This window comes from Bacillus sp. FSL K6-0268 (genome assembly GCF_038005425.1).
In the GTDB taxonomy this organism is placed as follows: Bacteria; Bacillota; Bacilli; order Bacillales; family Bacillaceae_G; genus Bacillus_A; species Bacillus_A thuringiensis_S.
The window spans coordinates 19,132-45,127 of the sequence record NZ_JBBOTF010000007.1 but is presented as its reverse complement, the minus strand read 5'-3'; the positions used below and the strand labels follow the sequence as shown (position 1 = coordinate 45,127).

Genomic DNA, 25,996 nt, shown 5'->3' with positions numbered 1-25,996 from the left:
TGAATAAGGAATTGAATAAGAAATTGAATAAGAAGAAATCTCTAACCCCTTGTGAGAGTAAGAGCCAATAGGATAAAATAAATCCTAATATAACTAATTTTTTTAATTATTTAAAACATGATTTAAATAATATAGATGGTGTTTCTTATAAAGATTTAACTATTTATATGTGTTTTTATAATAAAAAACACAGGAGGTAAAACTTACCCTCCTGTGTTTCCATGTTGATATTGCACTATTATATTTTCTGATTTTTGAAGAGTATTTACATTATCAATATTTAAAACACTTAATAATACTATAGCACTTAATACAGTGAATTTTACTATTTGCATGAAAGCACCTCCTTTTTATTAGTTTGTTTTGCATAATTGTAAGATAAACTATAACATTCGCAAGATTTAAAATATTCATTTTCCTGCTTATACTTATGTGCAAGTTGCTCAAAGTACCTTTGATTATACGCTGTTAAATTTTGCTTTTCAAAATATAATTTCCCTTTTAAAATTATTTCTTCAATTTCTATACCAGGTAAATCTAGTACAAAAGCTTGAAGAATATTAAAGTGATGTAAATATTCTTCATGATGTAAAGATTTGCAAATATGTACCCCTCTTTCAATACAATCAAGTGCATCCGCATTTTTTCCCAATTTGAAAAGTTCTTTTGCTTCAACAAATAAAACTTTATAATTATTTAATACTTTTTTGTTTACCTTAGAAAGATAATGTAAAGATTGTTCAGTTAGCTCTTGTTCTGAATACATAAAACCTAAATTTTGCTGAACCATTAATATCCAATTTTCTTCATTAAGTTTTTGAAACGTATGTAATGCCTCGTAATAAAAATCTGCTGCTAATTCATAATTTTTTAAATCTGTACACATTAATCCGAGTAAATTGTTACAAAAAGCAACATTTGTTTCAAAAGTATCGTTTTTAAGAAATACTTTCTTAGATACTAAGACCTCTTTTATTCCTAAAAGAGATTCAAAATTGTCATATAAAGAAATGGCTAACATATAATGGAATTCTGCATATTCTAATTCATCAGGAACATCATGTAATAATTCTTTTGCTTTATAGAAATAAGCTTTTCCCTCAATATAATTTCCCACAGCGTTAAAATAAATTGCTTTAAAAAATGTGTAGTAGTATCCTAAAATACCTGTAAGCGGTATATCGAAAGTATCAATAACATCAAAACTATCTTTTGAAATATTGAAATTATCTAGTAAGAAATTATATCGAAAGTGAATAAGGTGATAGTGAAGAGCCAAATCAGAGTTTTTTTGGAATTCATCAAAATGCAAGTCGATTTTTTCTTTTAAGATAATAGAACTGTTTAAGTCCCTTTTACGAATAGCTGCATACAAATCATTTAATTGCTGTGATAAAGATTCGATATTGTGTAATGAACTGTTCATTATATCCCCCTCTTATATTTCCACATTAAAAATCCCCTTTAATTATAACAAAATAAAAATATTTCTGAATAATAAAACTATATTTCTCAAGTTTATTATGACATAAACTTTCAATATATATAAATTTTTCTGTAATTGGAGTATAACAACCAATTCGTAATATATTTCATGCATATATGCATATCCAACATTTACATCATTTTGGATTTAAATGTAAAAACATATTTATTTGAAGGGAAGACTGTTAAGATTCGTCTACTATTGGCTGAATATGACTCTACAAGGATATAGCAAATTTCTTTAGGATTCCCTAAAAATCCCGAATAAAATACTAGCAACCATCCCCCAACCCCTTCCAAGCTTGGAAGGGACACGCTCGGCGCTAGCCAGGCAAACAGGTTTGGAAGACCTTCAAACCTATTTGCATAGGTCCAAGCGTTTGAGATAGACGAATCTGTCCATTCCTTATCCTCCCTCGCAAAGAACGCTCAGTCCGGTACCATGGACAGATACAATGTGTACACCACCACTGTTTGATCGTGGGGACCAATGATTTTAAAAAAAGGAAACTCTAAATATAGCTTAGAGTTTCCTTTTTATCTTTTTAATTAGTAAGGTAAAGGGCTGTATTCTGAATTATCCGTTCTAAAATCACAATACCGACAAAAATTTATCCAATTAGGGTGTTCGTCATACATTGGTAGTAAACTTACAAGTCTTGTTTATTGAAATGTAGGAGAAAAATATTTAAATTATATAAAAAGAATACATATTTTATATTTTATTTATATATCAATCCCTTCTGAGTTTTTGTGCACTCTATTTTATATATAATTAATACATTGAATGTATTAATTATATATAAAATATAAAGAAAAAATATATGTGAATTTCTTTCTGGTTAAAAAGGTATAATTTCATATAAATATTATATAAAAAATACATAAAATAAATGTGTATTACATTGAAAACTAAAGGTAGATAGTTTACAATATAATTAATACATGAAAAATATATAAAAAATACATGAAAAAGGTGGTTTTCGAATATGATGATGAGAACAGTCGCTGATATCGGAAATAGTGAATTGAAAATGGTGATTAATGGTGGAAAGGTAATCAAACTGCCAGATGTAAATAAGCGTGTATTTGGCCGCGTGAAAAATAAAGAAGGAAGTTTAAAACAAAGCGTAACTAACTTAATGAATGAGATTTGTGTTCATGTAACGAGTGATGCAATTGAACGTGATGGGAAATTCTATGTAGGATATCGTGCTGCACATTCAAACGGTAAGCCTGATGCCCTTGATATTGAATTAGGAGATAAATATAAACGAGATATACCAGTGGTTAATGTTCTATCTGTTATGGCAACTAAAGCGGTTCAAACGATGTATGAAGAAGTAGGAGAATTACCAAAAAGTATAGAGGTACCTGCATCACTAATATTAGCCATTCCAGCTTCTGAATATGAAGGGAAGAAAGCTCGTTTTCTAGAAAGCCGTTTTAAAGAAAATGTGCATATTGTGATTGTGTATGTGGGTGAAGAAAAAGTAACAGTACAAATCAAATTTGAAACTGTAAAAGTAACTCGCGAAGGTATTCCGGCTTTATATGCCATCTTTGAAGGAAATCAAGATATGTTCGATGACTTTAATAAGTTGTATAAAAAAGAAATAGATAGTAAAGAAGATGATAAAGAGGTTAAAAAGAGAAAAGCTAATCTAATGGTAGAAGAAGTAGTAAATGGTGAATATTTTAAAAACAAAAAAATTCTGCACGCTGATATTGGAGACGGTACCTCTGAATACATTTTTTCTAAGGGTTTAAACCCTGTTCCAGACGCTTGTTGGGGAGAAAAAAGAGGAATTGGTCATGCAATTGAGGGAGCAATTAAATTGTTGCAAGAAGAATACGAGGGTGGCGTAGATATCAATCGTCAACAATTCAGTGAATTAGTTACTGATCCTAATGATAAAAAGCATGATAAGGCTGTAGAATTCTTAGAAGAAACTCGTTATATACAAGCTCAAGGGATTTATGATGATATCGAAAAAGCATATGTTTATAAAACAGCTAGCCAAGCTGAAGTTCTCGCGGTTTACGGAGGAGGAAGCATTGCGCTAAGAGAAGATTTGTATAAAAAAGCATTTGAGTTTTGTGAAGTAAATGATATGCAATTACTGTGGATTTCACCAACTTATGCAACAGAAATGAATGTTAGAGGTATGGAGATTTTAAGTAAGAAATTGGCTTCTAAGGTGGCTAAGAAATGAGTAAACAGAAACAGAGAGAACAATATAATTGGAATTTTAAAAAAGAGACCAACCCAAAATTTTATGATTGGCTCAATGCACAAACGAATCTATCGGAATCGTTAATTACGTTAGTTTTACATTTTGTAGATCAGTACGGAATAGATGATGTAACAGATTATGAAGTATTGAAGAAAATGCAAAGAGATCTGTTTATGAAGGAAAAGTTTTATCAAGACATTTCAGCGTTGCTAGAAAACGCGAATATAAATAATGTTCATCAAAATAAGAATGTTCCAATTGCTGAAGTAAAGGAACAAAAAGTCGAGAAAGAAGAAAAGCATATTGAGAAAGTGGATATGAGCGAGAAAGTAAAAGCACAACAAGAATCAGAGTCAATTGAAGAGAAACAAAAAGCTAATGCTTATTTGGATGACGTTGATGAGAGTACAATATTTGGCGATTAGTTCAAGATGATAATTTTCGGGAATTGATAATTAATTTTTAGCATTTTGTACAATAGAAAGGGAGAGATGAAATGTATATAGAATTGGATTTCGTCATGCAATATTTAGATCATAAGAAGATGCCTTGTACGTTTGTGCTGCAAGGTGGGAAGTCGGTAAAGGGAATTATAGATGGGAGAGATACCTATACTATTTTTGTTCAAACAGAAGAAAAGACGCATTGTTTGTTTAAAGGTTCCATTATAGATATTATTCCAGCGGAGAAATTAGATTTGAAAGAAATTAAAGATATCACCTTTGAATGGAATCAAGAACAAATGAAGAAAAAACAAATGAGCCCCAAAAATTAATGTCAGTAAAAAATCCCTGTTCATAGAAACGAAATTCTAAGACAGGGATTTTTCTTGTTGTATGGCTTTTATTCTCATAATTGTTGTGAGGTATGCTAAATCTTCTAAATAGCAATATTCACAAATTTTTTTGTTGGAAAACTGAAGTGCGGATATTTTAATTTTGTGTATTTCTTCTTTATCCGAATGCTTGAACTCAGCGGCGGATTTTTTGATTTTACGTAACGTACTATAACTTAGGTGTTCAATTATATTATTGCATTTTATACAATGTTTCATTGAACATCACGTTTCAATAGGGAACTTTTTATTTGAATCAAGTGAAGTCCTTCTTTCACTAAAAATTTAAAAAATGAAGAGAGGATTTCATCATTTATTGTGATAAGACATCTCTCTAAATACAGTTTGAAATTTACCTTTTTCTTCATCCCATTTTCTCTTACTCATAATGTGATGTTAGACTAAAAAGTAGACACAGGTTATTATAATAAAAATGAACCGAACGAGGTGTTTACATGGGGAAAGTAAAACAATATGAAGAAGAATTTAAACGCCAAAGCGTAAAACATGTTTTCCAAACAGGTAAAGCTGTAGCTCAAGTTGCCCGAGAGTTAGGAATTTCAGTGAATACCCTTCACGGTTGGGTAAAGAAATATAAACAAGAGCCCAAGGTGATACAGCAACGAACGTTCCGTTCTGAGGACAAAAAAACAAATGAAATGGAGCGACGTATTCGAGATTTAGAGGAAGAAAATGCAATCTTAAAAAAGGCGATGCACTTCTTCGCGAAAGACCATCGGTAAAATTTCAATTTATCCATCGACACCGCTTCACATACCGAGTGGAGAAGATGTGCCAAGTTCTACATGTATCCCGAAGCGGATATTACAAATGGAAACATCACACCAAAAGCCCCAGGCAAATACAGAGAGAACAAATAACCAAAGAGATCCACCGCATTTTTCTAGAATCGCGTTGTTTATATGGAAGTCCGAAAGTAACGTCTGTCTTACGTCAAAAAGGAAAGCAAATCTCACAAAAAACAGTGGCCAGAATCATGAAAGAACAGGGATTACAATCAAGAACTGTAAAAAAATATAAAGCTACTACAAATTCCAAACATTCTTATCCGGTACAGGACAATGTGTTAAATCGTCAATTCAAGGTAAAAAAGCCAAATCAAGTTTGGGTAGCTGATATTACCTATGTATCGACGAAAGAAGGATGGTTGTATGTGGCAAGTCTGATGGACTTGTATTCTAGAAAAATTGTGGGCTGGCATGCTGATCGTACGATGACAAAAGAATTAGTATTGAAGGCTTTACAACAAGCTTATTTCCGTCAAAAACCGGAAGGTTCAGTCTTGCATCACTCTGATCGAGGAAGTCAATATGCTTCCCATGATTATCAAAAACAATTACAACAGTATGGAATGCAATGTAGTATGAGTAGAAAAGGGAACTGTTATGATAACGCTTGTATCGAATCCTTCCATGGTGTCTTGAAAAAAGAACTTATTTACCAGCAACAATACGCAACACGTGCCCAAGCACAGCAAGATATTTGGGAATACATTGAAATTTTCTATAATCGTAAAAGAATTCATTCAGCGAATGATTATTTATCCCCGACAGAAAAAGAACGTATGTACGACTTGGAGGCTACATAATTAAATTTATCTGTGTCTATTTTATTGACTTAATATCAATGAGATAACGAACGTAATGATTGTCGGATTTATTGTGAGCTGATATCATAATTACATCTTTTTTGCTATAACAAGATATATCGTGTATTCTCCACATCTTTTGCAAGTCAAATGAAGAATGTTTCAGATTTTCACAAGCTTGTTCTAGGTTACTTGCTTGGATGAATAAAAGTGTACTATCAAACATATTTAACGCAACGTACGTTGTAAGATGCATGGAAATAATAATCTCCTTTTGTATGAGTATAGTTACTTTAAAAGGCCTATAGAGCTACAGAAGAATGTTTGGAAACAGTATTGTTATTTTCATCTTCAGATGAAACATATTTTATTTGCTGTGCGCTAGAAAATAAATTCTCGATTTTTTCATTAACACGAATAGAAATTGATTCAAATAATACTTCTCGTTCTTCGATAGATAGATGCTCAATATTGAAATATTTTTCTGTTAGTTCACCAGTATCTTTACACAGCTTCTCTCTTTTTTTCTTTTCCTCAAGTTTCATTTTTCTTTTTAATTCTTGTTTTGCTTTCTTGAGTTGTTCTTCTTTTTCTAGAAGTGCTTTTAGTTTTTCTTCGGTTTTATTACTCATGTAATCTACCACCTTTTATAAATTACTTTGTTAATCTACTAAGTATTTTCTTTTTTATGAAAACGATTAGGTGTATTCGCTTTGATGTAATTAGAAAATATTTTAAATACTTCCTCTCGATCTTCAATTGTCATGTGATACATATCGAAGTATTTTTCGCATAATGCACCAGTTTCTATTAATCGTTTCGTTCGTTTTTTTCTATCATGCTGCTTATCTTGAAATTGCAATTCTCGTTTTGTGATTTTTAAGTATTCTAATTCTCGTTCAATCTTTTTTAGTTCCGTTTCATGTTTCATTTTTTATCACCTGAATTCCAGTAGATAGAAAAACTATGTACATCAATTATAATTTGTGTGGATAATAAAATCAATAAAAATAATTCAGAAAATTATAGAAAGAAAGAAGAAAAGATGGTAAAATACTCACTGTAAGGAACGTACAGTGCGCACTTACACAAACTTTCAGTTTGTACGTTTTACCAACCGAAATACATCGGTTGTTCCCTACGGGGTTTGTATAGTGGAAGTATCAAATTTGAGGAGGTGAACTAGGATATGGCGATCTATCATTTAAAGGTAAAAACAATTTCAAGAAAGAAACAACAAAATGTAGTAGCGAGTGCTGCGTATCGAAGTGGTGAATCATTGTATTGTGAACGAACAAAAGAAACAAAATACTACTCTCGTACCGTGCAACCTGAGACGCATATCCTAGCACCTTCTGAAGCACCATCATGGGTTTTTCTTCGTCAAGATTTATGGAATGAAGTAGAACGTTTTGAAAAAAGAGGAAACAGTCGCTTAGCAAGAGAAGTGGTTGTAGCAATCCCAAATGAATTGTCAGAATCGGAGCAACGAGAACTTGTTTTAACATTTGCACATGATACATTTGTACAACAAGGAATGATTGCTGATGTTGCCATTCACCGAGATGACAAAAATAATCCTCATGCCCACATTTTATTGACAACTCGTGAGATTTCTCAGGATGGATTTGTAAAAAAGAAAAATAGAGATTGGGATAAGAAAGAAAATCTACTTGCATGGAGAGAAGCATGGGCGAAGTATGCGAATCTGTCTTTAGAAAAAGAAAATGTACAAGAGAGAATTGACCATCGTTCTTACGAAGAACGAGGAATTGAGTTGTTACCAACAAAGCATGTTGGTTATAAAGAACATCAGTTAGAGAAACGTGGGATTCGTACAGAAACAGGAGAATATAATCGTCGTGTGCAAGCCTATAATCAGCGTCTCATTTCCTTACAAGAAAAGAGACAATCGGTCGTTAAAGAACAACAAAAGAGAGAAACAGATTCGATTTCAAAAGTAGAGATATCCGTAAAAGGATATGTCGCTCTTCATAAAAAAATCGAGCTTGTTACGAAACAACAAGAACGTTTACAAGATAGTAAATCGAAACAGAAATTACATTCTTATACTTGGTTAAAAGAGCAAATTGAAACATCTGCTTATCGACAGTTAGAAGAGAAAAATCTGCACGTATATATTCAAAAACAGCCAATGGAATTACAAGGTGAATATTCGGTTCGCATGTATGAAAAAATGAAAGAATTGCAAACAGAAGATATGGTGTCACTTGTAGAAGCGGTCGAGCGTGACATGGTTATGGAAAAGGCTGAAAGTCATATGAAGCAATCTGTAACTTATGAACGTCTACAATCACATGTAGTCCTGTTAGATCGTTGGGAAAAGAGTATGCAAAAACAGCAGAATGATGGACGTATTTCGGATACTCGTTATGTGTCAAATATGAATATATTACAAGCACAAAGAGAGGATACGAAGCAAGCCATTCAGTGGTATGAATTGCAAGCGATGTCCTATCTTTCTCGCCAAGGATACAGCGTATATCTTCGTGATTGGAAGGAAGCAAAACACCCAGAAATAGCGATTCAATTGTTAGAAGAAATGAAACAATCTCCTTCACTTTCTATGGGCATGATTGTGCAAAGAGTGAAAGAAAATGAAGTGTTATCAGAAGCGGAAAAAATTATCAGAAAAGAAGTAACCATTGATGCCATTGATAAGCGTAGAAAACAACTTCATAAATGGAAAGTGGCGGAGCAAAAACAAAAACGTTCGGAACGTGTGGAACACATTATTGAGCAAGCAAAAGTGTTAGTGAAAGCTCGTAAAATTTTAGTAGAACGTTGTGAACAAGAGTTGAAACAATATCCGAAAACACAAGGGATTATTCAATCATTAGGGATGACAGAAAATAGCCCTGTTATGAGTAAGTGGTTAAGCTGGAAACAAGCGATGGGAAGAGATGTAACAGAAGAAGAAAGTATGTCCTATGTAACAAAACTTTCGGTACAGCAAAAAGAAGAAAAAATGTTACAGGAAGCCAAACAAGTATTAAGAAAAGAAGTAACCTATCACAATGTTTCTTTAGCCATTAACAAATTACAAGATCAATTAACGAATACACCAATTAAGATTATATTAGATGAAGCTAGAACAAAAAGAATGGCATATGAACTTGCGATTGAACGAGCAGGTGAGTATCAAAAACTTTCTTCAAAGTGGAGAAAAACAAGTTCTCATCAATATCAATTAGAGAAATTAAAAACGTGGTTAACTCAAAAAGGGATTGATGTAAATAACCTAGCATATAGTTTACAACGAATGAAGTGGAATGTAGGGAAAATAGAGAAAGAAGCGCTTCGGAAAGAACGGATAGCGGAAGTACAGTTACCACTTATTCAACAAGCGAAAAAGGTATTGGAAGAACAAGCGATTCGCTATGTAGGAGAAACGTATCCAGAACTAAAAGACTTGTATACGAATCGTCATTTACTGAGTCAAAAAGAGCGACAAGTATTGGTTCAAATGAAACTGTGGAATGAAGAAAGTGGAACGGTTTACGATTTTGTGAATCGTCATGGGAACTTGGAAGACCTACAAGATAAAATTATTCGAAAAAAATTGCATGTGAAGCAAAGTATTTCGCATGTATCAGCGGTGGTACAAAAATTTGCGAAAGTGCAACAGGCAGAACAAGTCTTAGCACAAGCAGAAGAAGAGAAGAAAGAGTTAGAAACAAAAGGGAATACGTTCAAGCGAGTGGTACTACGAGACCAAACATTACTAAAAGAGTATCAGGCTGTACAGGAGCGCATTGAAAAAGCCAAAGAGGTTCTACAACTCAAGCAAGAGTTAGTCAAAGAAAATGGGGAAGCACGCCAAGCGGAGTTGGAAGAACTGAAGTTGTCGTATCATCAATTCCAAGAAAAAGAAAATCGTTTAGATGGCTTACTGGAAGTATCAGATATTCTGGAGCGTACGCGTCAAAAAATGCGTCAAGAAGCTAAAGAAAGAGAATATGAGCACCAACAAGAAATCAGAAGGCAAAAAATGAAAAACAGAGGATTGGAACTATAATGGGAAAGGGTGAATAGCGTGAAACAGACAAAGGTGTTATATAGTGTCATTGGTGCGTTATTAGTTGTAGTGGGAGTGATGGTCGGAATCATCGTAGCCAAAAGCGGTGATTCCTCTCCTACGGAACAAGTAGCAATACAGGAAGTACAACAAACCTCTCAAAAGAAAGAGCAAAAAAAGAAATTAACAGCTGATGATGTAAAAGTCGTGGAGCAACGTACAAAAGAATATTTAGATCCGTATGTGTTTAAAGAAGACTATAAAGTATCTGATGAAAAGTTGCGCGAAATTCAACAAACATATTTAACGAAACGTGTACAGGAAGAGTTGTTGCCGAAGTATTCTTATTTAGGAAGTTGGAGAGCTGCTACAAAAGAAGGGAATATCCAAAGTTTTCAAGTATTGGATACATACAGTCAAATTGATCAGCCCAATCAAACGATCACAACATATGTGAAATATAGTAGACCTGCCAGTGTATATGGGCAAATGGTAGATATTGAAACTTGGATCGAGTGGATAGAAGAAAATAAAGAATGGCGCATCAATAGTTGTTCGAACTGGATTAATCGTTCTACGGGAGAAATGCTTCCTGAAGCAAAACCGATATCTGATAATAAGAGGAACCTTTCAGGCGGAAGAGATATTCGCTTCCCTATCAATCATTGATGAAAAAATATAACCTTGAGTAGAAACGCTATTTGATGAAATAGCGTTTTTTTGTGTGTACAACTTTAATTTTCTTCTACTCCCTCATATGTATCTAAAGAACCTAGAATCTTATCAGGATGGTGAGGATACATGGGACAATATCAGATGTTGTACAGCACACCATATCTTTATTCTTCTCGAACGTTACAGGAAATGTATAGGGGTGCAAGAAAAGAAGAGGATATCACTGCCATACAAGGGCATATGCTCCGTCATGACGTGTATTTAGATCGTCAATATCGAGGGTACTATTCTTTGAGTGAAAAAATTGAAGATGATTTGTATGGAAACGAACATCCCGTCTCTTGGAATGAATTATTAGAAGATTATCAGTTGTTTAAGGGTTCCCAAGGGAATTTATCCATTCAACCGAAAGGATGGCGATAACATGACCATTATAGGCGAATTAGGGATTGTATATGGCGTGACAGGGGCAACTGTTATGGGTATTAAATTACTGAAAAGAAAAGGGCTTCACCTTCCTGATTGGATGCTACGTGCGGGTCTCAAATGCTTGTTAATTGGTACGGTGTGGTATGTGCTACGTGATATGCTCGATGTATTTCTACGCTAGTATTTAATCGGGTAGTTGAAGGGAGCTGTCGCAATGCATGGAAACAACTTCTTTCTTATGTACTACATAACCCCAACTACCTCTAGGGAGGTATGGAGTTTATGTTTTCGCTTTTGGTAATTCCAGTTACTTTTTTAACAGTGGCGTATTTTTATAGGGGAAAAGAGCTAAGTGATAAAAAGAAAATCAAAGCATTTTTTGAAATTACGAAAGTATGTGTGCAGCATAAAGGAGAAATCCAGTACCCTGTATTTTTGAAACAAACAGAGGACGATATCAGTACGACGTTTGTTTATCGGCTGCCATTAGGTGTGCCGAGTCAGCTCATACAGAAGTTAGCGCAAGTATTAGAGGAAGGGCTGTATAAACCCGTTATGATTTCTTTTCAACAACGGGAGCTGTTTATACGAGTATTCCAGCAATGTATTCCTGAAAAATGGCATTGGTCCAATGAATTGTTACGAGAGAAGACATGGAACGTCATCATGGGAAGAGCGTTAGACCGAATGATGTATCATGATTTTGAAAAAACACCGCATATGTGCGTGAGTGGGATGACTCGCTTTGGTAAGACTGTCTTTCTCAAAAATATCATGACCAGTTTAATTTTACAGCAGCCAGATCATGTTAAATTGTATGTGATTGACTTAAAAGAAGGTCTAGAGTTTAGTCCCTACAGGGACTTATTGCAAGTAGAAGAAGTGGCGGAGAATCCCATGCAAGCATTGGATATGTTGACACGAATTCGTGAAAAGATGGTGGAACAGGTAGTACGCATGAAAGAATCTTATTTTACCAACATTGTAGATACACCAATCAAAGAACGCTATTTCATTATAGTTGATGAATCAGCGAACTTGTGTCCAACACAGGGATTGCCAAAACAAAAGAGAGATATGCTCTATATGTGTCAAGAAATGTTATCGGAAATAGCGAGGATTGGCGGAGCATTGGGGTTTCGCTTGATTTTTTGTACCCAGTACCCGACTTCTGATACATTACCGAGACAGATTAAACAAAATAGTGATGCGAAAATAGGGTTTCGCTTGCCGACAGTAGTGGCTTCACAAGTGGCGATAGATGAAAGTGGATTAGAAGAACTTCCATCCATACCAGGGCGAGCGCTTTTTAAAACAGATCGTGTAGAAGAAATTCAAGTGCCTTATCTGTCCAATAAGGAAATGTGGAATGCATTAAAACAGTATAAGGTGGTGAAACAAATTGAAACACCAAAAACTGAAACAAAAAGCGAGACACATCGAGATTTTATCAAGTTTAAGTAAGTTGGACTTTGCGTCTAGACGACAGTTGCAAGCCATTCATTGTCTAGGTAGCATTCGGAATGCCAATCGTATTCTGAAGGATTTACGTTCCTACTGTCATGTGACTTCGCACAACCGAGAGTATGTATACTATCTCAATAAAAAAGGGATAGCACTACTCGGAATACAGGCAAAAGAACGAAAAAAGAAACATCAACTGGAACATATCTTATTACGTAATGAAGCATGGATGTGGCTAGATTTTCCTGATTGGAAAACAGAGCAAGTCATCACTCTGCGCTATCAAGGAGAAGAAAAAACAATTGTCCCAGACGCATTTTTCACAAAAGATAATGTACCTCACTTTGTAGAAGTAGATCGGCTACAGCATATGAAAGTAAATGAAAAGAAAATACAGTATTATGCTTATTTAACTAACATTTATCAGAAGCAAAAACAAATAAAGCCCATTATCATTTTTTGTACGATTTCTGACTGTAGGGAGAAGCAATTAATGAAGTATGCGCTGAAACATAATGTGTATGTGCAGACGTATTTAATGAAAGATGTATGGTAAGTACTTACTTTACACTAAAAAAAATCTTCGTATTTAACGTCCTTTTTCAATTTCTTTAGTCCTTTGTTAATTTTAAAAATTGTAGAATATTTAGGTTGATAGGATTCTTCATTGCATATTCTAGAAATCGTTCCTCTACTTAATTTTGAGGTGTTTTCTAAGTCTAATTGAGTGATATCAGATTGTTTATCTATCCATCTTCCAAATTTGCTACGCTTTTTACCTAAATTAAACCAGTTCATAATTAACACCCTTATATTTTAATAGTTGCTACAAGGTTGTCCAAGATGTCCAATTTTTATACAGAAGAAACATTTGGACATAAAAGTGAATGCTGATGAATAGATTAATAATAGTAAAATGGATAATTAAAATGTAATTATTTTGTGGAATATAGCATACATATTAATAGCTACAAGTTGCGACTACACTGAAGTATAAATTGCAACTTGTTGTAAAGGGTATGCTAGTAAAATAAAAAAGCGAAAACTCTTACTCTCGCAAGGGGTTTCGCTTTTTGTATGGAGTGAGGAAGTGGAAGTAGATAAGTAGAAAACTAATAATTTCACGTACTATAATGTAAAAAAAATGTAAAATAAGAGAGAAACATCTCAAATAAGGGGTTTTCTCTGTCATACTGTCGATATTTGCTGTATAATAAGGAAGATCAATTAATATGACTCCCAATATGCGGAGTTTAACATGTTTCACTTTTTTCATAGTAGCAGCTTCAACAAAAATCAAAATCCCTATGGATAGCAGGCACACAATACTGACGTTGTATTGTATGCCTGCTCTTTTTTAGTATAGGTAAGGCGTAGCAAAGCACACAGTCTTGGCAACGGAATGGCTATAGAATAAGAGAGTAGTGGCGAGGTGTGTAAAGGGAATCCCCTTGAAAGTCACATGCATGTTTCATGCGATTCCAAGGGAATTTTGTGTAGGAATACATGATGGATTTTCCAGTATTCCTCTATATGAGTATATGATACAATCAAGGTGTTCCGTATATTCCATTATATTGAACACCCATAGCAAATGCCTACAAGTAGGAGGCATTTCTTCTTATTTTTCCCTTCAGGTAAGCTAACGACCTGAAGGGTTTTTATGGTTAGAAAAGGGACAGTTGGATTGGTTCTTGTTCTTCTTCTTGATTTTTACAAGAGATATGTCGATGGTAGCCCTCCCCTAATCTTCGCTGAATTTCTTTGTCGAGTAACGCAATTGCATATTCCTGTGATTGGGTATACATGACCATTTCCTGAGTAGGGTACATTTCTCCACTTGGTGCTACAATGGTATAGGAAAGTGTATAGGTATGGATTTTCAAAAAAACAACTCCTTATTGCGCATAATAGTGAATGCAATAGAATACATACGTGATGAGGACACCTACAAATATGATACCGTATAATTTTAATCCGATCAGTGCGAATTTAGAAAAAATAGATAATCCTTTTTTTAGAAATGTAAATAAAACACCAGCCAAGAATAAGACAACAGAACCACTTATGAGAAAACTAAGCAATGTTTCCACCTCTTTTCTGTGTATGCTGTATGATCCGTTATAGCTCTTCCAAATCTGTTTCCATAATGTATACAGGTGCGACATGTTCTTGTTCCAGCAAGGTTTGCAACTGTTGTTGGAGTTCAAATCCATCTCTCGACTCAGCCAACAAAAAAGACTTTGAAAAGTTGTTTCCATCCACAGAATAGCTTACATCAAACATGTACATACTCACTGTGCCACCTTTTTACAGGATTTGAATGGAACGGGTTTATATTGCTCATGTCGAACAACTTGGCGTCCATCAATTCCAAGTTGGAAAAAGGATTCCATTTCAGAAATATCCACAATACTAGTATGTTCAAGCACCTTTACAATATATCCTGTTACTTGCAGAGAGGGGTTATGACGGTAAGGAAATGTTACATAATCTCCAACATTGATTTTGTGAATGCTGCCATTAGAAGCCATAGCAGACACCACTCATCACGTACGTTATTGTGAATAGAATAATAGGGGCAAGAAAAGTACCGAAAAAGTATAGTTGAGACTCTTTACAACCATCAATTCCAAACCATTCACACAGTACATGATATTTGGTGAGTAGCTTATCTTTTGGCGTCTGTTGTGGTCTTTCAGAATGTGATATAATAGCTTCATCATTTTTAATTTGTAAAGCGTTTGACATAACGTTCATCCTTTCTAGATTAGAAATGTTTATGTAAAAGTCCTTTGTGCTTGGTAGGCTGGGAGGGCTTTTACTATGTTTTGAGAGGGAAGTTTAAGAAATGCCTGTTCGTTCTAGCGCTGTGTTCTCTTCTGTACTTTGTATGCGTATAAATCTTCTCGCAAGTATAGACGAGTTTTTCTAATCGTTCCAAATTCTACAAACGGTAGTATTTTACCATTTTGTACAGATTGATTAAATGCTGATGTAGTTTGGCCTGTAATCGTGCGAGCTTCCTCTTGCATAACTAAATTCTGTTCAATCCACGTTTTGACTTTGTTTCTTTGCATTTGTGTTCATCCTTTTAATGTAGCTTTCGTTCAGGATAATAATACCACGTAAATAATTGCATGTAAATATTTTTATGTAAGAGGTTAAAAAAAGGTAGCTACATGTAGCTACCTCAAGTGCAAAAGGAGAATAAATATGAATTGTTAGCATTGTTTTCTACAAATCTGCGCTCTATAAGTATGGTGTATAAAAACGTTGTTCGGTCTTATTTCAAGGGAGGAGTATCAATTTGAATCGAGAACTGGTATTGCTCGTGTGATTCTTCTTCTAACAAAGTAGCAAGCGCTTGTAATTGGTGAATGACTTTCTGTTTTGATTTACGACCTGTATAGTGGATATGAAAGGATTCTGGAATAGAAGACTCTATCGGTGCTGACGGAATTGTTGTCGGTTCAGTTTCTGGTAGTACGGGTACTTCTTGTATGGGAATGGTTGGTGTAAGTATTTGCGTTTGAGTTAGTTCGGTGGAATGAGTATATTGTAGATTGTTAGGTGTATCTTCTTTGGGAGTAGTTTTTTCTTTTCCTTTTCGTTTTGCCTGCATGTGCCCTTGGGTCGTAATTTCATGTTTTTTATACAAATCATAGAGTTTATTTTTATAGGTTCCTAATCCTTCTAAGATTTCTTTGCTTGAAAAGTGCTCTTTCCAATATTGTAGTCGCATCTTTTGTTCTTCCACAGGTAGTGCTTCTAAAGAAGCCAATGGCAAGAATGTGTTGAGTTCCTCAATTTTTACTGTTTCTGTCAATGAAAATCACTCCTTAAAAATTGATATGGTGTACAAATTCTATATGAGGACAAAATCTCCTTTGAAAAAGAATGAGTGAGTCAAAAATGAACAATTTTTTCTTATAGCGCACGAAATATATTGTGAAATTTCAGAATATTTACTTTTAATTTATTTCCTGCTGTGATATGATGTTTCCAACCCTTTTGTATGACATGATTTGACACGTTTCGCAAATAAAAAGGGAAAAGAGGAGGAATATAAGTATGAAACCGTATAAGGTAATCAGTGCTACAGCTTTAGCAGCGATGTTAGTAACCGGCTCATCCACATTCGTATTTGCTGCAGAAAAAGAAACGACCATGCAACAAGTCGTAGAAGCATCTCATGTATTCTCACCCCATTTTATTGAACAAACGAAAAATCTAGATGCTATTCCTATGAATAATCTCGATAAAGCGGTTCAAGCTGCTTTGTTAGGACCTGAAATTAAAAAATTAAAAGTATTTGACCATGAATTTAATGTGAAACCAGCTTACATTTCGAAACTAGGCAATCAAACTGTCGTAAATGGTCAAATTTCACATCATTTAAGTTTTCGTTTAGATGATCAAGTCTATTATCGCTTTGTAAAAGAAGATGGGGTAATCAAAAATTTAGAAATTAAAATCGATCGTGGTGGATGGACAAAAATTACAGCACCTATCGGTGCAATCATTGCTCAATATTTTGGTGTTCCGATTACACCAGATCTCCTATCACAAATTGGCCAACAATTAGGAGCTTTAACAGATGGAAAATGGGAATATGCTTCGGAAGCGATTGTTGCCGCAATTGGTTTATATGTAGAATAAACGGTAGTAATTTCTTTTATATTATTTCATAACAAAAGGGTGGGTTTTACCCAAGAACTACCTTCTTGTTTCTCATATAGTTCGAAAAGTGTGGAATGGAGATATGCAAAGTTACATATGACAAACGCTCCATCAATCGTATAAGATAAAGCAAATATGGCAAAAAGAAAAAGTTTCAAAGGGGAGGAATTGAGATGTCAATTGCAATCGCAGTCTTAACATTCATTGGGGGCGTTGCTCCATTAGTTACACAATTGTTAAAAGCATTTATGTAGTATATCGTTTCTAACATGTTGAAAACGTGATAGAATATGATTGTTTGTTATTTGTTTTCATTCATTTGCCCCTTTGGGGCTTTTTTATATAAAAAAATAAACACCACATCCGCGGTGTTTAAGGAGAAGATCATCTGAATTTAGTAAAAGTATTAGCATCTTGTATTTTACAGGAAATTATATATATTGGTATTGAGAAAGTTATTCTCTAAATTCGAGATAACAAATAATACATCCAACGATTATCCCCATAATGAGATAACCCAATAGAATATCTATGCCAAGTACAAACATGATGTTTCTTCCCATCTATTGGCTATTTTGCTAGTTGCAATTCATATTCTTTTACTAATTTATAGAAAGAAGAACGTTTAATTTTATATTTTTTCATCGCTCCCACCGCTGTAATGTTTCCATCGTGCCATTCTTCGTAGGCTTTGATGAATTGTTCGGTAATTTGTACAGGCGGTCTGCCTAACTGTTTCCCTTGCTTCTTTGCAAGTGCGATTCCTTCTGTTTGTCGTTGTTTAATATCATTCCTTTCTTTTTCTGCGAAGGCAGAAAGAATAGTAAGAGTTGCTTTTTGTACAGCCTGTTGGATAACATCATTTGTACTTTCTCCATTATAATTCACATTAATAAAAGGTTCTTTAATAAATTGTAAGTTAATTCGCTGTTGTTCAAAGTAACGAAATTCTTCTAACACATCATTCATACTACGACCTAACCTTGTCAAAGAATCAAAAACAATTGTATCGCCCGTACGAGCTAATCGTTTTAACATTTGATAATTTTCTCTCTTCATATTTTTACCAGATTGCTTATCTATAAAAATATCCCGATCTTCTATTCCAAGATATTTCATATTTTCAATCTGACGTTCTTCATTTTGGTCTTTACTGGAAACTCTGACATATCCAAACTTTTTATCTTGCAACATTTTCACCTCAATCATAATTATAGCTCATTTATATCTTTAAAGGTGAAAAAGATTTAAAGATATCTGTAAAATTAAAAATGAACTTTTACGGATGTAGGTTTCCCTATGTTTCTATGAATCTGTAAAAGTACACCTTTACGAACTATTAAATAAAAAAGAACAGACTATAAAAATAGTCTGTTCACAAATTAGGTGATATGAAACTTACGGTATCTTTATACTATACGAAAATGGGAAAAAAGAATAGGGACCTCCACATAAAAATGAAAATAGTACATCAATGAGTGTTTTTACAATATTTTTCATCCTATCTGTAAATTATTTATCAATTTCTATCTAGGGAGAAAATTGGAGGCATTTGTAAAAAGAAAGCGAATGTTTATATATGCTAGAGAAATAAAAAATAAGGGGATGTTAAAATGGAAAAAACAATGATGGAAGGTACAACAAGTATGATGATGTCTATGGAAAAAATGATGTGTGAAATGAAGTGTATGAAGATGATGATGAACAACATGATGCAAATGAATGTAAACATGGATAAAGCTATGGTTAGCAAAATGCACGAATGCGATGAAATGATGACTTCTACTATGTCTATGATGAAAGCTACAAAAGAGAAATGCTGTTAAATTAGATGGAGTATGGTACACGGTCTTCTATATGATTTGTAATTGTTATATAGGAAGTTTTTTTAGAAGACGGTCCTTTTTCGACCGTCTTTTCACCATACATGACCAACAGGTGGAAGATGAGCACAATATAAACGTTTCTATATTCAGTAGTTTGTACATAGAGGATATGTTAATATTAATCTAATAGGTTTTAATTTTCTGAACTTTACCTATTTTATGACTAGAGAGGTGGAAAAGATGGATAAACAAAACATTTTGTCGGAACTAAAGAAAGGTATGGAAGCGGTCATTTGTGAAATAGAATTACAGGAACAATCAATTGTGAAAACTGAGGAGGTTCTACAGAGCTATCTACATGTGATGAAAGATATCCTTCGTTTACCAGATGTAACCATCGTACAAACACCCTATAGAGAGAAGGAATTCACAGAACCAGAGACGAATCCCCTTCATACAAATTCTCTTGCTAAAACAGAACCTTTTGAAAAGAGGGAATCGTATGTATTTCAGCGTAAATTAAAGGGAGGAGAATTACAAGGAATAGGATGTTTTGTTCCCGAACGCATTGTCAGAGCGTTAGAATTAGAACATGGGGATTTCGTGTATGTAACAGAAAATGCATCTGTGTCGGATGGACGGTATAAGCATAGATTTGAAGTGGCCGAAAGGCGACATATGCCACCAAATGAAGAACGTGGTTGTTGTTCCTATGCCATTGTAGAATATGATGAAGAACGACAACAATTTTTTGTGGAGAAAGACATGCAACAGAATCGTATATATGTCAATGGAGCTCCTCATCGATTTTGGATTCCGCCCAAAGATGCTGCTTCTGTCGTCCAGGGAGATATTATTGATCTTGCCTATTACAAAAGTTCTCCAGACATTGTCAGGGTTGCTTGGACGTATCCGTCTAGTTTTGTAAATGATTTTAGTAAACCAGCCCGTATGAAGAGAAAGCAAGAAAAAAATCAAAAAGAGTATGTACAAACGTTGGAAGGAAAGACAATTTTGATGGTAGGATTTGAACCAGGTCGAGCAGCCATTGAAGAAGAAATTACCGTTAGAGGTGGGAATTTTCAGTGGGTGCATGGGAAAAGGGAACGAGAAGTTACATTACGCAAAATGATACGGAATGCAGATATTGTCATGCTCATGTTAGAACATATGGGGCATGGTGGTACAACCTCCGGCTCTAAAGGTGTGGTACGGATAGCAAAAGAATTAGGCGTTCCCTTTGGTACGACACATACACTAGGGAGAAGTTCTTTTGTCCATAACGTTCACCGCATACTAGGCATAGATAGTGTAAACATGCAATCCGTAAGCTAGGTGAAGAACGAAGTAGGGTAAAAGAACTCAAAACAAAAAATATAAACCATGATAAAAAAGATAAGCCAGATTGGAAATATCCAGCTAAAATGAAATAACAAATTGAATAGTGACTTCCCCTGATATCTAATGAATATAGACCATTCTTTTATTCAGTTGAGGGAATAAGCGGATGATACAACAGTTATACGATTCTTATTCTCTCTTATATCTTCACACATCATATGAAAAGGATGTGCTATGTGTAAATGATTTTCTTATATCGATTTGATGTAAAAGAAAATGGCATTCAATTCGTTTTAAATAAACAAATTGCTGCTGATATGCTTCCACACCATGATATTCTATTGAGACCATTAGTGACAGTATTGGCTGAAACCTTACAATTGTATTGCTTGTTAAATAAAGAGCCGACCTTATTAACGAGTAACATGCGAGAAAACGGTGAAATAGAAGTCATATTAAATCAAGAATTAAGACAATGTATAGACGGGTATACAACAAATCACATGATTTTGAAAAATGGCAAACGAATTGCTGATATTTTAATAGAAATTCGGAATGCTTATACCATATACCACTAAACTTACAGGAATAGTCATACATATATAAATTTCAGTTATAAGGCCTCACCATACATGCCCATCAACTTAAGGATAGACACAATATTAACTTTTGTTCATTTGAACTTAAACTTTCCCCACAAGGGAGCCAGTTATTAAATTTCAGCACGCCAAATAACCCCTAACGGGTTTCATTTTTTTCTTATGCAACTTTCTTTTGCTTGCAACATCCACTATACTCATAGATAACACCCATGATATCAAAGACGGTTTTCTTCTCGTATCGATGAGATTTCCGCCCGTTTTTCTCTAGAAGGTGGAACAGGCGGATTAAAAGCTTTGTTATCTCTTGGGTGTCTTTCTGTATAGCTTGATAGAGAAGAAATAGATGATCTTGAATCATTCCAATCGCTTTATATTCACTTAATTCCTTTTGCTTCTTCTGTAACAACAGTTGACGCATTTTAAACATCGTAGAAGAACATAAGAAAATAGCAATCAGTTTCCCATATAAATGGCACTCTATTCGTTCTCGTTTGACAGTGCGACAATGATCAATATCAAATAATGATTTCCACGTTTTAAAAACAATTTCAATCTGCCAACGTAAGGAGTAGAGTTCATGGACTTGCTTCATCGAAACCCACTCCCACGGAGTGTTGGTTACATATACATTTAGCCCAGATAATATTTTGCTTTTTTGTGAATACGGTTTTCCTTTTTTCTTTTCACTTTCTATTTGTTTTTTCTGTCGTTCTCGTAATTGCTGTTCTGTTAGACGATACAGGACCAATCGGGCAAACAAAACTTTTTGATCTCCAACATAAACATTACCTACTTCATAAGTTTCACCAGGTAACAAGCGTCCCACCATCATTTCTAAATTGACTTTCATATATTCTGTTTGTTTTTTGATGTCCCCATTTTTAAAGTATTCTGGGTTTGGATTTTTTACATATACATTCGTATTTAACTTTAATCGAGAAATATAATAGGTCCCACGTTGATCCATTTGATCTAAGTCCTCTAATGAAAAATACCCTAAATCACGAATACATAAATCTCCTGGTCGTAACGTATCTAAACATTCCGTTCCGAATGTTTTATCATTATTTTTTCCAGGCCCCACTTGGAAATTCAGAAATTGTCCACTATGTAAATCATATTCTAATTGAATTTTAATCCCAGCTGTTTGCGCACAACCACCTGAACCAGGATAGATATGTTCTAAAGTATTAGGCACTTGAAACATGGTGGCATCCATGATACGAATACGTTTAAAATAATTATAAAGATGATTAGAAATATGAGTTTGCTCACAGATTTTTTGTTGTAACAACAAAGAGAAAATATGCTTTAAAAATAACACTGATTTTTCATTAAAGCGTTTATTTAAGCCCTCGGGGCTAAGTACAGTACCTGTAACTGCGTGAAGCCTACTACATAATCGGACTAAAGGATCACTGGCCACTCTTTGGCTAATCCAAACACAAATAGTAGCTAAATCTGATCCTGAAAATTTGCGTTTTCTCTTTACAAATTTCATCTCTCTTGCGAGTTTTTCCAAAAAATCAGGTGTGATATAGCGCTGTAATTCTTCTGCAAATGGCTGTAACTCCTCTTGAATCGAGCGATTCATAAAAAAACGTCACCCTTCCTTATAGTCTATTAAGAAAGAATAACGTTTTTTTGTATTTGGGGGTAGTAAAAATGCTTAAGTTGATGGGCATGGGCCTCACCATACCATTCCGGGAAAATTGTACGTTTAGACACAATTTGGACACATTTTACCGATTCCTTATTTAAAAAGGGAATCGGTAAGGGATGTTAGTATCCATTTTTTGCATATCTTGTTCGCAAAGGTCTTAAATGATGAATCGATGTCTTTTGTTGTACATTCCAGATATAATCACCTGTTAATGCAATATGTTCCCAACCTAATGGAGAAATGTGTTGCACATATTCTTCTGGAATCTCCATTCCTTGAGATCGTAATAATTCAATCGCTTTTTCAATATAAACTGTATTCCAAATGACAATTACAGAAATTAATAACTGTAGGCCATTCACTCGATGCAGCTGATCTTCATAAGAACGATCACGTATTTCTCCTAATCGATGAAAACAAACAGCTCGTGCAAGCGAATGTTTCGCTTCTCCTTTATTGAGTCCCACTTGAACTCGCCTTCTCAGTGCAGGATTTTGCAGCCATTCTAATGTATATAATGTTCTTTCTATACGTCCAATTTCTCGTAATGCTACCGCTAAACTATTTTGTCGTGGATAAGATGCTAACTTTTTTAAAATAAGAGATGCAGTAACCGTTCCATTTTGCACAGAACTGATTAATCTTAATAATGCATCCCAGTTGTCTCGTATATGTTTCATTTGTATGGTGCCGCCAATCATAAAATTTAGCTCTGGATAATAGGAAGGTTTGTCGATTGTATAAATTTTTGTCTTATCTATACTTTTAATTCTCGGAGAGAATCGAAATCCTAACATATGACACATAGCAAATACATGATCTACAAATCCGGCAGCATCCGTATAATGTTCTTCAATTCTAGTATCAGCTTCATGATATAATAATCCGTCTATAATATGAGGCGCTTCCTCAGAAGAACTAATGACTTGGGCATAAAAAGGATCATATTGATCTGAAATATGAGTATAGAAGTTTAGGCCAGGATCTCTTCCATGTTTGGCATTCACTTGAGCTAATGGACTAGAAGCACCACTTGACCTAAAATATTGCCCATCTGAAGAAGAAGTCGTTCCATTGCCCCAATAGGTAGCATGCCTATTTTGCCGTTGAAAATTTGATAAGACTCCCAGAGCTTTTGTGTAATTTTCATCACTGATATACCAATCTGCTATCCAAGCAAGTTGTGTATAGGTAATAGTAGGACATGCATCAGCCATTTTACTTAATCCAAGATTAATCCCCTCGGCTAAAATAGCCGCAAATAATGCAGTTTCATCTTTTGGCCCCGTTTTCGTATGAAGATGTACAAACTGTTGACTAAAATGGGTCCAAGAGTCTACTTCTACCAATAGTTCTGTCAGTTTAATACGGGGTAATACATCATAAATAGCCCTTGTAAGATCTGCCACATCGTCTGGAACATCCTTTTTTAAAGATGGAATTTGGATGTGACCTCCATAAACAGAAACATCCGATAATTCTTGGTTTCGAATGAGTTGATTTACCATTGTTAATTGGTCTTGCATCAATCCGCATCGCTTTTGTATATACTCTTCTACATTTGTAGCAATAGACAACGGAATTTGTTGTTTCTTTTTGATTTCTTCCCAGGTTTGTACCGGTAATAAGTACTCATCAAAGTTTTTGTATTGTTTACTTCCTGGTACCCATATATCTCCCGAACGAAGGTGATTACATAATTCTGTCCATACACTAAATTCATAGTAATGACGGTCAATGCCATCTTCTTTTAAAACATGTTTCAACCATTTGGATTTTATAAAATCCATGGGAGCACATTCAGGAACTTTTCTTTTCTTGGATGTATTCAGTTCCTTTAAGATCTCAAGTGCTTCACATAATGTTTGGGTGATACCAGAAGATTGAAACGTATAAATCTGCAAAAGTCGCGGGGCAAACTTGCGAAATTGTCCATAATAAGTATCCAGCAATTCTAAATAATCGAATTCTGCAGGCCTCGCCAACGCTTCCGCTTGTTCTACCGAATGAACAAATTGGTCCCATGGTATAACAGCTTGTAAAGATATAAAAGGATCTTGTTCGGTTTCTTTTGCTTCAATTAAAACCTTCCCAAGTTTTGCAAATAAGCGGATTTTCTCATTAATTAATTTTCCGTCATTTTGAAACGAATCGTTATGTATTTTTTCTCCTCGTTTAAATATGCGCCCAAGTAGCTTTTCATTTACATATAAACCTTGGTCGCTTAAAAAAGCATAAATATGAATTAAAAATGCCATTAAAGTTGCATAACGTTTCAGAGAATGGAACCGAGACAAATGTTGGGGGGAATACCGAGAGCCTTCCCTAGCTAATTGTAGCAATCTATTTTGGTGAATCTCTTGTCCGTTTTCTAATGGTAATGCGAGCTTTTGAATAAATTGAATGCGGTCTAATATTTTATGAAAATTTTTAAGTGAAACCGTTCCAGGTGGTTTTCGTAACCAGGATAAATTCGTAATATGATTGTCTGCAGACTTTGTTAATAGCTGGTCTAATTGTAAAAGTTGTTGTGGAGATAACGCTTTTGTTAACTTTTTAAACGTTCGCCTTTCTGCACGTTCACATACCGCCCAAACTAAATGTTCTATGGCATACATGGCAGGAAGAATGATTTTTCTTTTTCGCATTTCTTGTATTAAAAGATCAACCAAAACCAGGCCTTTCTCGGTTCCCATAGCAGTTGGAAGAACCCAGTTTGCTAACTCCCGATATTCTCGTAAGGTAAAAGAACGGAACCCAAAATGTTTTCGAATTTTGCTGATGTGTTCTCGCCTTGTTGTATCGCGAATTTTCGCATAATTATGTATAGCTGCAGGCACGATTCCTAATCTTTTTGCAAGCAACGAAACAAGAAAATCGGGTATTTTTTCTCCAGAAGCGAATGGCCGACCAGGAAATCGTAAATAAGCCAATTGAACCGCAAAACCTAATTGATTCGTTGCGCCGCGCTGTTGACGGATGATTTGTATATCTTCTTCAGATAAGGTGTAGTATCGTATACGTTCTCGTTCACTCATCCGGTCTGATAATTCATAAAAATATTCTCGTTGTGCCTGAGTCAGAACCTCTCTCGTCGCCATCAGAACT

Annotated in this window: 29 protein-coding genes; 14 read left to right on the top strand and 15 right to left on the bottom strand. The window is 34.6% G+C overall.

Features of this window, described 5'->3' with window-relative positions:
* Nucleotides 1–203: 203 nt before the first annotated feature.
* Both MHI28_RS35815 and MHI28_RS35810 read right to left on the bottom strand, forming a co-directional pair.
* Complete coding sequence (locus MHI28_RS35815) at nt 204–335, bottom strand: hypothetical protein (protein ID WP_254915330.1); 132 nt, start codon at nt 333–335, stop codon at nt 204–206.
* Nucleotides 326–1,426 carry a response regulator aspartate phosphatase gene (locus MHI28_RS35810; protein WP_075720262.1) on the bottom strand — a complete coding sequence of 367 codons (1,101 nt, stop codon included), beginning with the start codon at nt 1,424–1,426 and terminating at the stop codon, nt 326–328. The genes MHI28_RS35815 and MHI28_RS35810 overlap by 10 nt, the downstream gene beginning before the upstream one ends.
* Before the next feature lie 1,048 nt (nt 1,427–2,474).
* Here MHI28_RS35810 and MHI28_RS35805 point away from each other — a divergent pair.
* From MHI28_RS35805 to MHI28_RS35790, 4 genes are all read left to right on the top strand, one after another.
* Nucleotides 2,475–3,701: a ParM/StbA family protein gene (locus tag MHI28_RS35805; protein ID WP_075718439.1), complete on the top strand. Its 1,227-nt coding sequence runs from the start codon at nt 2,475–2,477 to the stop codon at nt 3,699–3,701.
* Nucleotides 3,698–4,147 (top strand): hypothetical protein, encoded by a 450-nt coding sequence (locus MHI28_RS35800; protein ID WP_075718437.1) that lies wholly within the window; start codon nt 3,698–3,700, stop codon nt 4,145–4,147. Before MHI28_RS35805 ends, MHI28_RS35800 begins: the two co-directional genes overlap by 4 nt.
* Before the next feature lie 71 nt (nt 4,148–4,218).
* Complete coding sequence (locus MHI28_RS35795; RefSeq protein ID WP_075718435.1) at nt 4,219–4,497, top strand: RNA chaperone Hfq; 279 nt, start codon at nt 4,219–4,221, stop codon at nt 4,495–4,497.
* Nucleotides 4,498–5,012: 515 nt separating this feature from the next.
* Nucleotides 5,013–6,166 (top strand): IS3 family transposase gene (locus tag MHI28_RS35790; protein WP_340827731.1). Its coding sequence is split into 2 segments (ribosomal slippage): nt 5,013–5,268 and nt 5,268–6,166, totalling 1,155 coding nucleotides; the frame shifts between segments, so codons are not numbered across the junction.
* A 16-nt stretch (nt 6,167–6,182) separates the two neighbouring features.
* Here MHI28_RS35790 and MHI28_RS35785 read toward each other — a convergent pair.
* The 3 genes from MHI28_RS35785 to MHI28_RS35775 are packed head-to-tail and all read right to left on the bottom strand — an operon-like array spanning nt 6,183 to nt 7,097.
* On the bottom strand, nt 6,183–6,422 hold the full coding sequence (locus MHI28_RS35785; RefSeq protein ID WP_340829565.1) for a hypothetical protein: 240 nt from the start codon (nt 6,420–6,422) through the stop codon (nt 6,183–6,185).
* Between the two features lie 46 nt (nt 6,423–6,468).
* A complete protein-coding gene (locus MHI28_RS35780) occupies nt 6,469–6,798 on the bottom strand; it encodes a restriction endonuclease (protein WP_075718431.1) in 330 nt (109 codons plus the stop codon).
* Nucleotides 6,799–6,836: 38 nt separating this feature from the next.
* Entirely contained in the window at nt 6,837–7,097 is a 261-nt protein-coding gene (locus MHI28_RS35775) for a hypothetical protein (protein WP_000680007.1), read from the bottom strand.
* A gap of 258 nt (nt 7,098–7,355) precedes the next feature.
* Between MHI28_RS35775 and mobQ the strand changes: the two genes are divergently transcribed.
* The 6 genes from mobQ (at nt 7,356) to MHI28_RS35745 (ending at nt 13,329) form a co-directional block, all read left to right on the top strand.
* Nucleotides 7,356–10,205: a MobQ family relaxase gene (gene mobQ, locus MHI28_RS35770; RefSeq protein ID WP_075718429.1), complete on the top strand. Its 2,850-nt coding sequence runs from the start codon at nt 7,356–7,358 to the stop codon at nt 10,203–10,205.
* Between the two features lie 18 nt (nt 10,206–10,223).
* The gene (locus MHI28_RS35765) at nt 10,224–10,874 is read left to right on the top strand and encodes a hypothetical protein (RefSeq protein ID WP_340829556.1); all 651 of its coding nucleotides are present in this window, start codon (nt 10,224–10,226) and stop codon (nt 10,872–10,874) included.
* A gap of 132 nt (nt 10,875–11,006) precedes the next feature.
* Nucleotides 11,007–11,303: a hypothetical protein gene (locus tag MHI28_RS35760; protein WP_075718425.1), complete on the top strand. Its 297-nt coding sequence runs from the start codon at nt 11,007–11,009 to the stop codon at nt 11,301–11,303.
* 1 nt (nt 11,304) lies between these two features.
* Nucleotides 11,305–11,490, top strand: a complete 186-nt coding sequence (locus MHI28_RS35755) for a hypothetical protein (protein ID WP_075718423.1) — start codon at nt 11,305–11,307, stop codon at nt 11,488–11,490.
* A 101-nt stretch (nt 11,491–11,591) separates the two neighbouring features.
* Complete coding sequence (locus MHI28_RS35750; RefSeq protein ID WP_075718421.1) at nt 11,592–12,773, top strand: FtsK/SpoIIIE domain-containing protein; 1,182 nt, start codon at nt 11,592–11,594, stop codon at nt 12,771–12,773.
* Entirely contained in the window at nt 12,712–13,329 is a 618-nt protein-coding gene (locus MHI28_RS35745) for a replication-relaxation family protein (RefSeq protein WP_075718419.1), read from the top strand. The genes MHI28_RS35750 and MHI28_RS35745 overlap by 62 nt, the downstream gene beginning before the upstream one ends.
* A 14-nt stretch (nt 13,330–13,343) precedes the next feature.
* Here MHI28_RS35745 and MHI28_RS35740 read toward each other — a convergent pair whose 3' ends face one another.
* From MHI28_RS35740 to MHI28_RS35710, 7 genes are all read right to left on the bottom strand, one after another.
* Nucleotides 13,344–13,571 carry a transcriptional regulator gene (locus MHI28_RS35740; protein ID WP_075718417.1) on the bottom strand — a complete coding sequence of 76 codons (228 nt, stop codon included), beginning with the start codon at nt 13,569–13,571 and terminating at the stop codon, nt 13,344–13,346.
* Nucleotides 13,572–14,440: 869 nt separating this feature from the next.
* Nucleotides 14,441–14,659, bottom strand: a complete 219-nt coding sequence (locus tag MHI28_RS35735) for a hypothetical protein (RefSeq protein ID WP_075718415.1) — start codon at nt 14,657–14,659, stop codon at nt 14,441–14,443.
* Nucleotides 14,660–14,894: 235 nt separating this feature from the next.
* A complete protein-coding gene (locus MHI28_RS35730; RefSeq protein WP_180232177.1) occupies nt 14,895–15,065 on the bottom strand; it encodes a hypothetical protein in 171 nt (56 codons plus the stop codon).
* A gap of 2 nt (nt 15,066–15,067) precedes the next feature.
* Complete coding sequence (locus MHI28_RS35725) at nt 15,068–15,307, bottom strand: DUF2187 family protein (RefSeq protein WP_016099627.1); 240 nt, start codon at nt 15,305–15,307, stop codon at nt 15,068–15,070.
* Nucleotides 15,297–15,524, bottom strand: coding sequence for a hypothetical protein (locus MHI28_RS35720; RefSeq protein WP_075718411.1), 228 nt, complete (start codon nt 15,522–15,524; stop codon nt 15,297–15,299). The genes MHI28_RS35725 and MHI28_RS35720 overlap by 11 nt, the downstream gene beginning before the upstream one ends.
* A gap of 113 nt (nt 15,525–15,637) precedes the next feature.
* On the bottom strand, nt 15,638–15,853 hold the full coding sequence (locus MHI28_RS35715) for a hypothetical protein (RefSeq protein ID WP_016099625.1): 216 nt from the start codon (nt 15,851–15,853) through the stop codon (nt 15,638–15,640).
* Between the two features lie 206 nt (nt 15,854–16,059).
* Nucleotides 16,060–16,602 carry a hypothetical protein gene (locus tag MHI28_RS35710; RefSeq protein ID WP_075718409.1) on the bottom strand — a complete coding sequence of 181 codons (543 nt, stop codon included), beginning with the start codon at nt 16,600–16,602 and terminating at the stop codon, nt 16,060–16,062.
* Between the two features lie 239 nt (nt 16,603–16,841).
* Between MHI28_RS35710 and MHI28_RS35705 the strand changes: the two genes are divergently transcribed.
* The gene (locus MHI28_RS35705; RefSeq protein WP_075718407.1) at nt 16,842–17,435 is read left to right on the top strand and encodes a methyltransferase; all 594 of its coding nucleotides are present in this window, start codon (nt 16,842–16,844) and stop codon (nt 17,433–17,435) included.
* 591 nt (nt 17,436–18,026) lie between these two features.
* On the opposite strand, the gene MHI28_RS35700 is transcribed toward MHI28_RS35705, so the two are convergent.
* A complete protein-coding gene (locus tag MHI28_RS35700) occupies nt 18,027–18,665 on the bottom strand; it encodes a recombinase family protein (protein WP_075718405.1) in 639 nt (212 codons plus the stop codon).
* A 404-nt stretch (nt 18,666–19,069) separates the two neighbouring features.
* Between MHI28_RS35700 and MHI28_RS35695 the strand changes: the two genes are divergently transcribed.
* The 3 genes from MHI28_RS35695 (at nt 19,070) to MHI28_RS35685 (ending at nt 21,201) form a co-directional block, all read left to right on the top strand.
* The gene (locus tag MHI28_RS35695; RefSeq protein WP_065486595.1) at nt 19,070–19,282 is read left to right on the top strand and encodes a hypothetical protein; all 213 of its coding nucleotides are present in this window, start codon (nt 19,070–19,072) and stop codon (nt 19,280–19,282) included.
* Nucleotides 19,283–19,522: 240 nt separating this feature from the next.
* Nucleotides 19,523–20,617, top strand: coding sequence for a hypothetical protein (locus MHI28_RS35690; protein WP_340829521.1), 1,095 nt, complete (start codon nt 19,523–19,525; stop codon nt 20,615–20,617).
* 248 nt (nt 20,618–20,865) lie between these two features.
* Complete coding sequence (locus MHI28_RS35685) at nt 20,866–21,201, top strand: hypothetical protein (protein WP_075717135.1); 336 nt, start codon at nt 20,866–20,868, stop codon at nt 21,199–21,201.
* Nucleotides 21,202–21,382: 181 nt separating this feature from the next.
* Here MHI28_RS35685 and MHI28_RS35680 read toward each other — a convergent pair whose 3' ends face one another.
* Nucleotides 21,383–22,819, bottom strand: coding sequence for an IS4 family transposase (locus tag MHI28_RS35680; RefSeq protein ID WP_340828013.1), 1,437 nt, complete (start codon nt 22,817–22,819; stop codon nt 21,383–21,385).
* 188 nt (nt 22,820–23,007) lie between these two features.
* A complete protein-coding gene (locus MHI28_RS35675) occupies nt 23,008–25,989 on the bottom strand; it encodes a Tn3 family transposase (protein WP_340829517.1) in 2,982 nt (993 codons plus the stop codon).
* Nucleotides 25,990–25,996 lie beyond the last annotated feature (7 nt).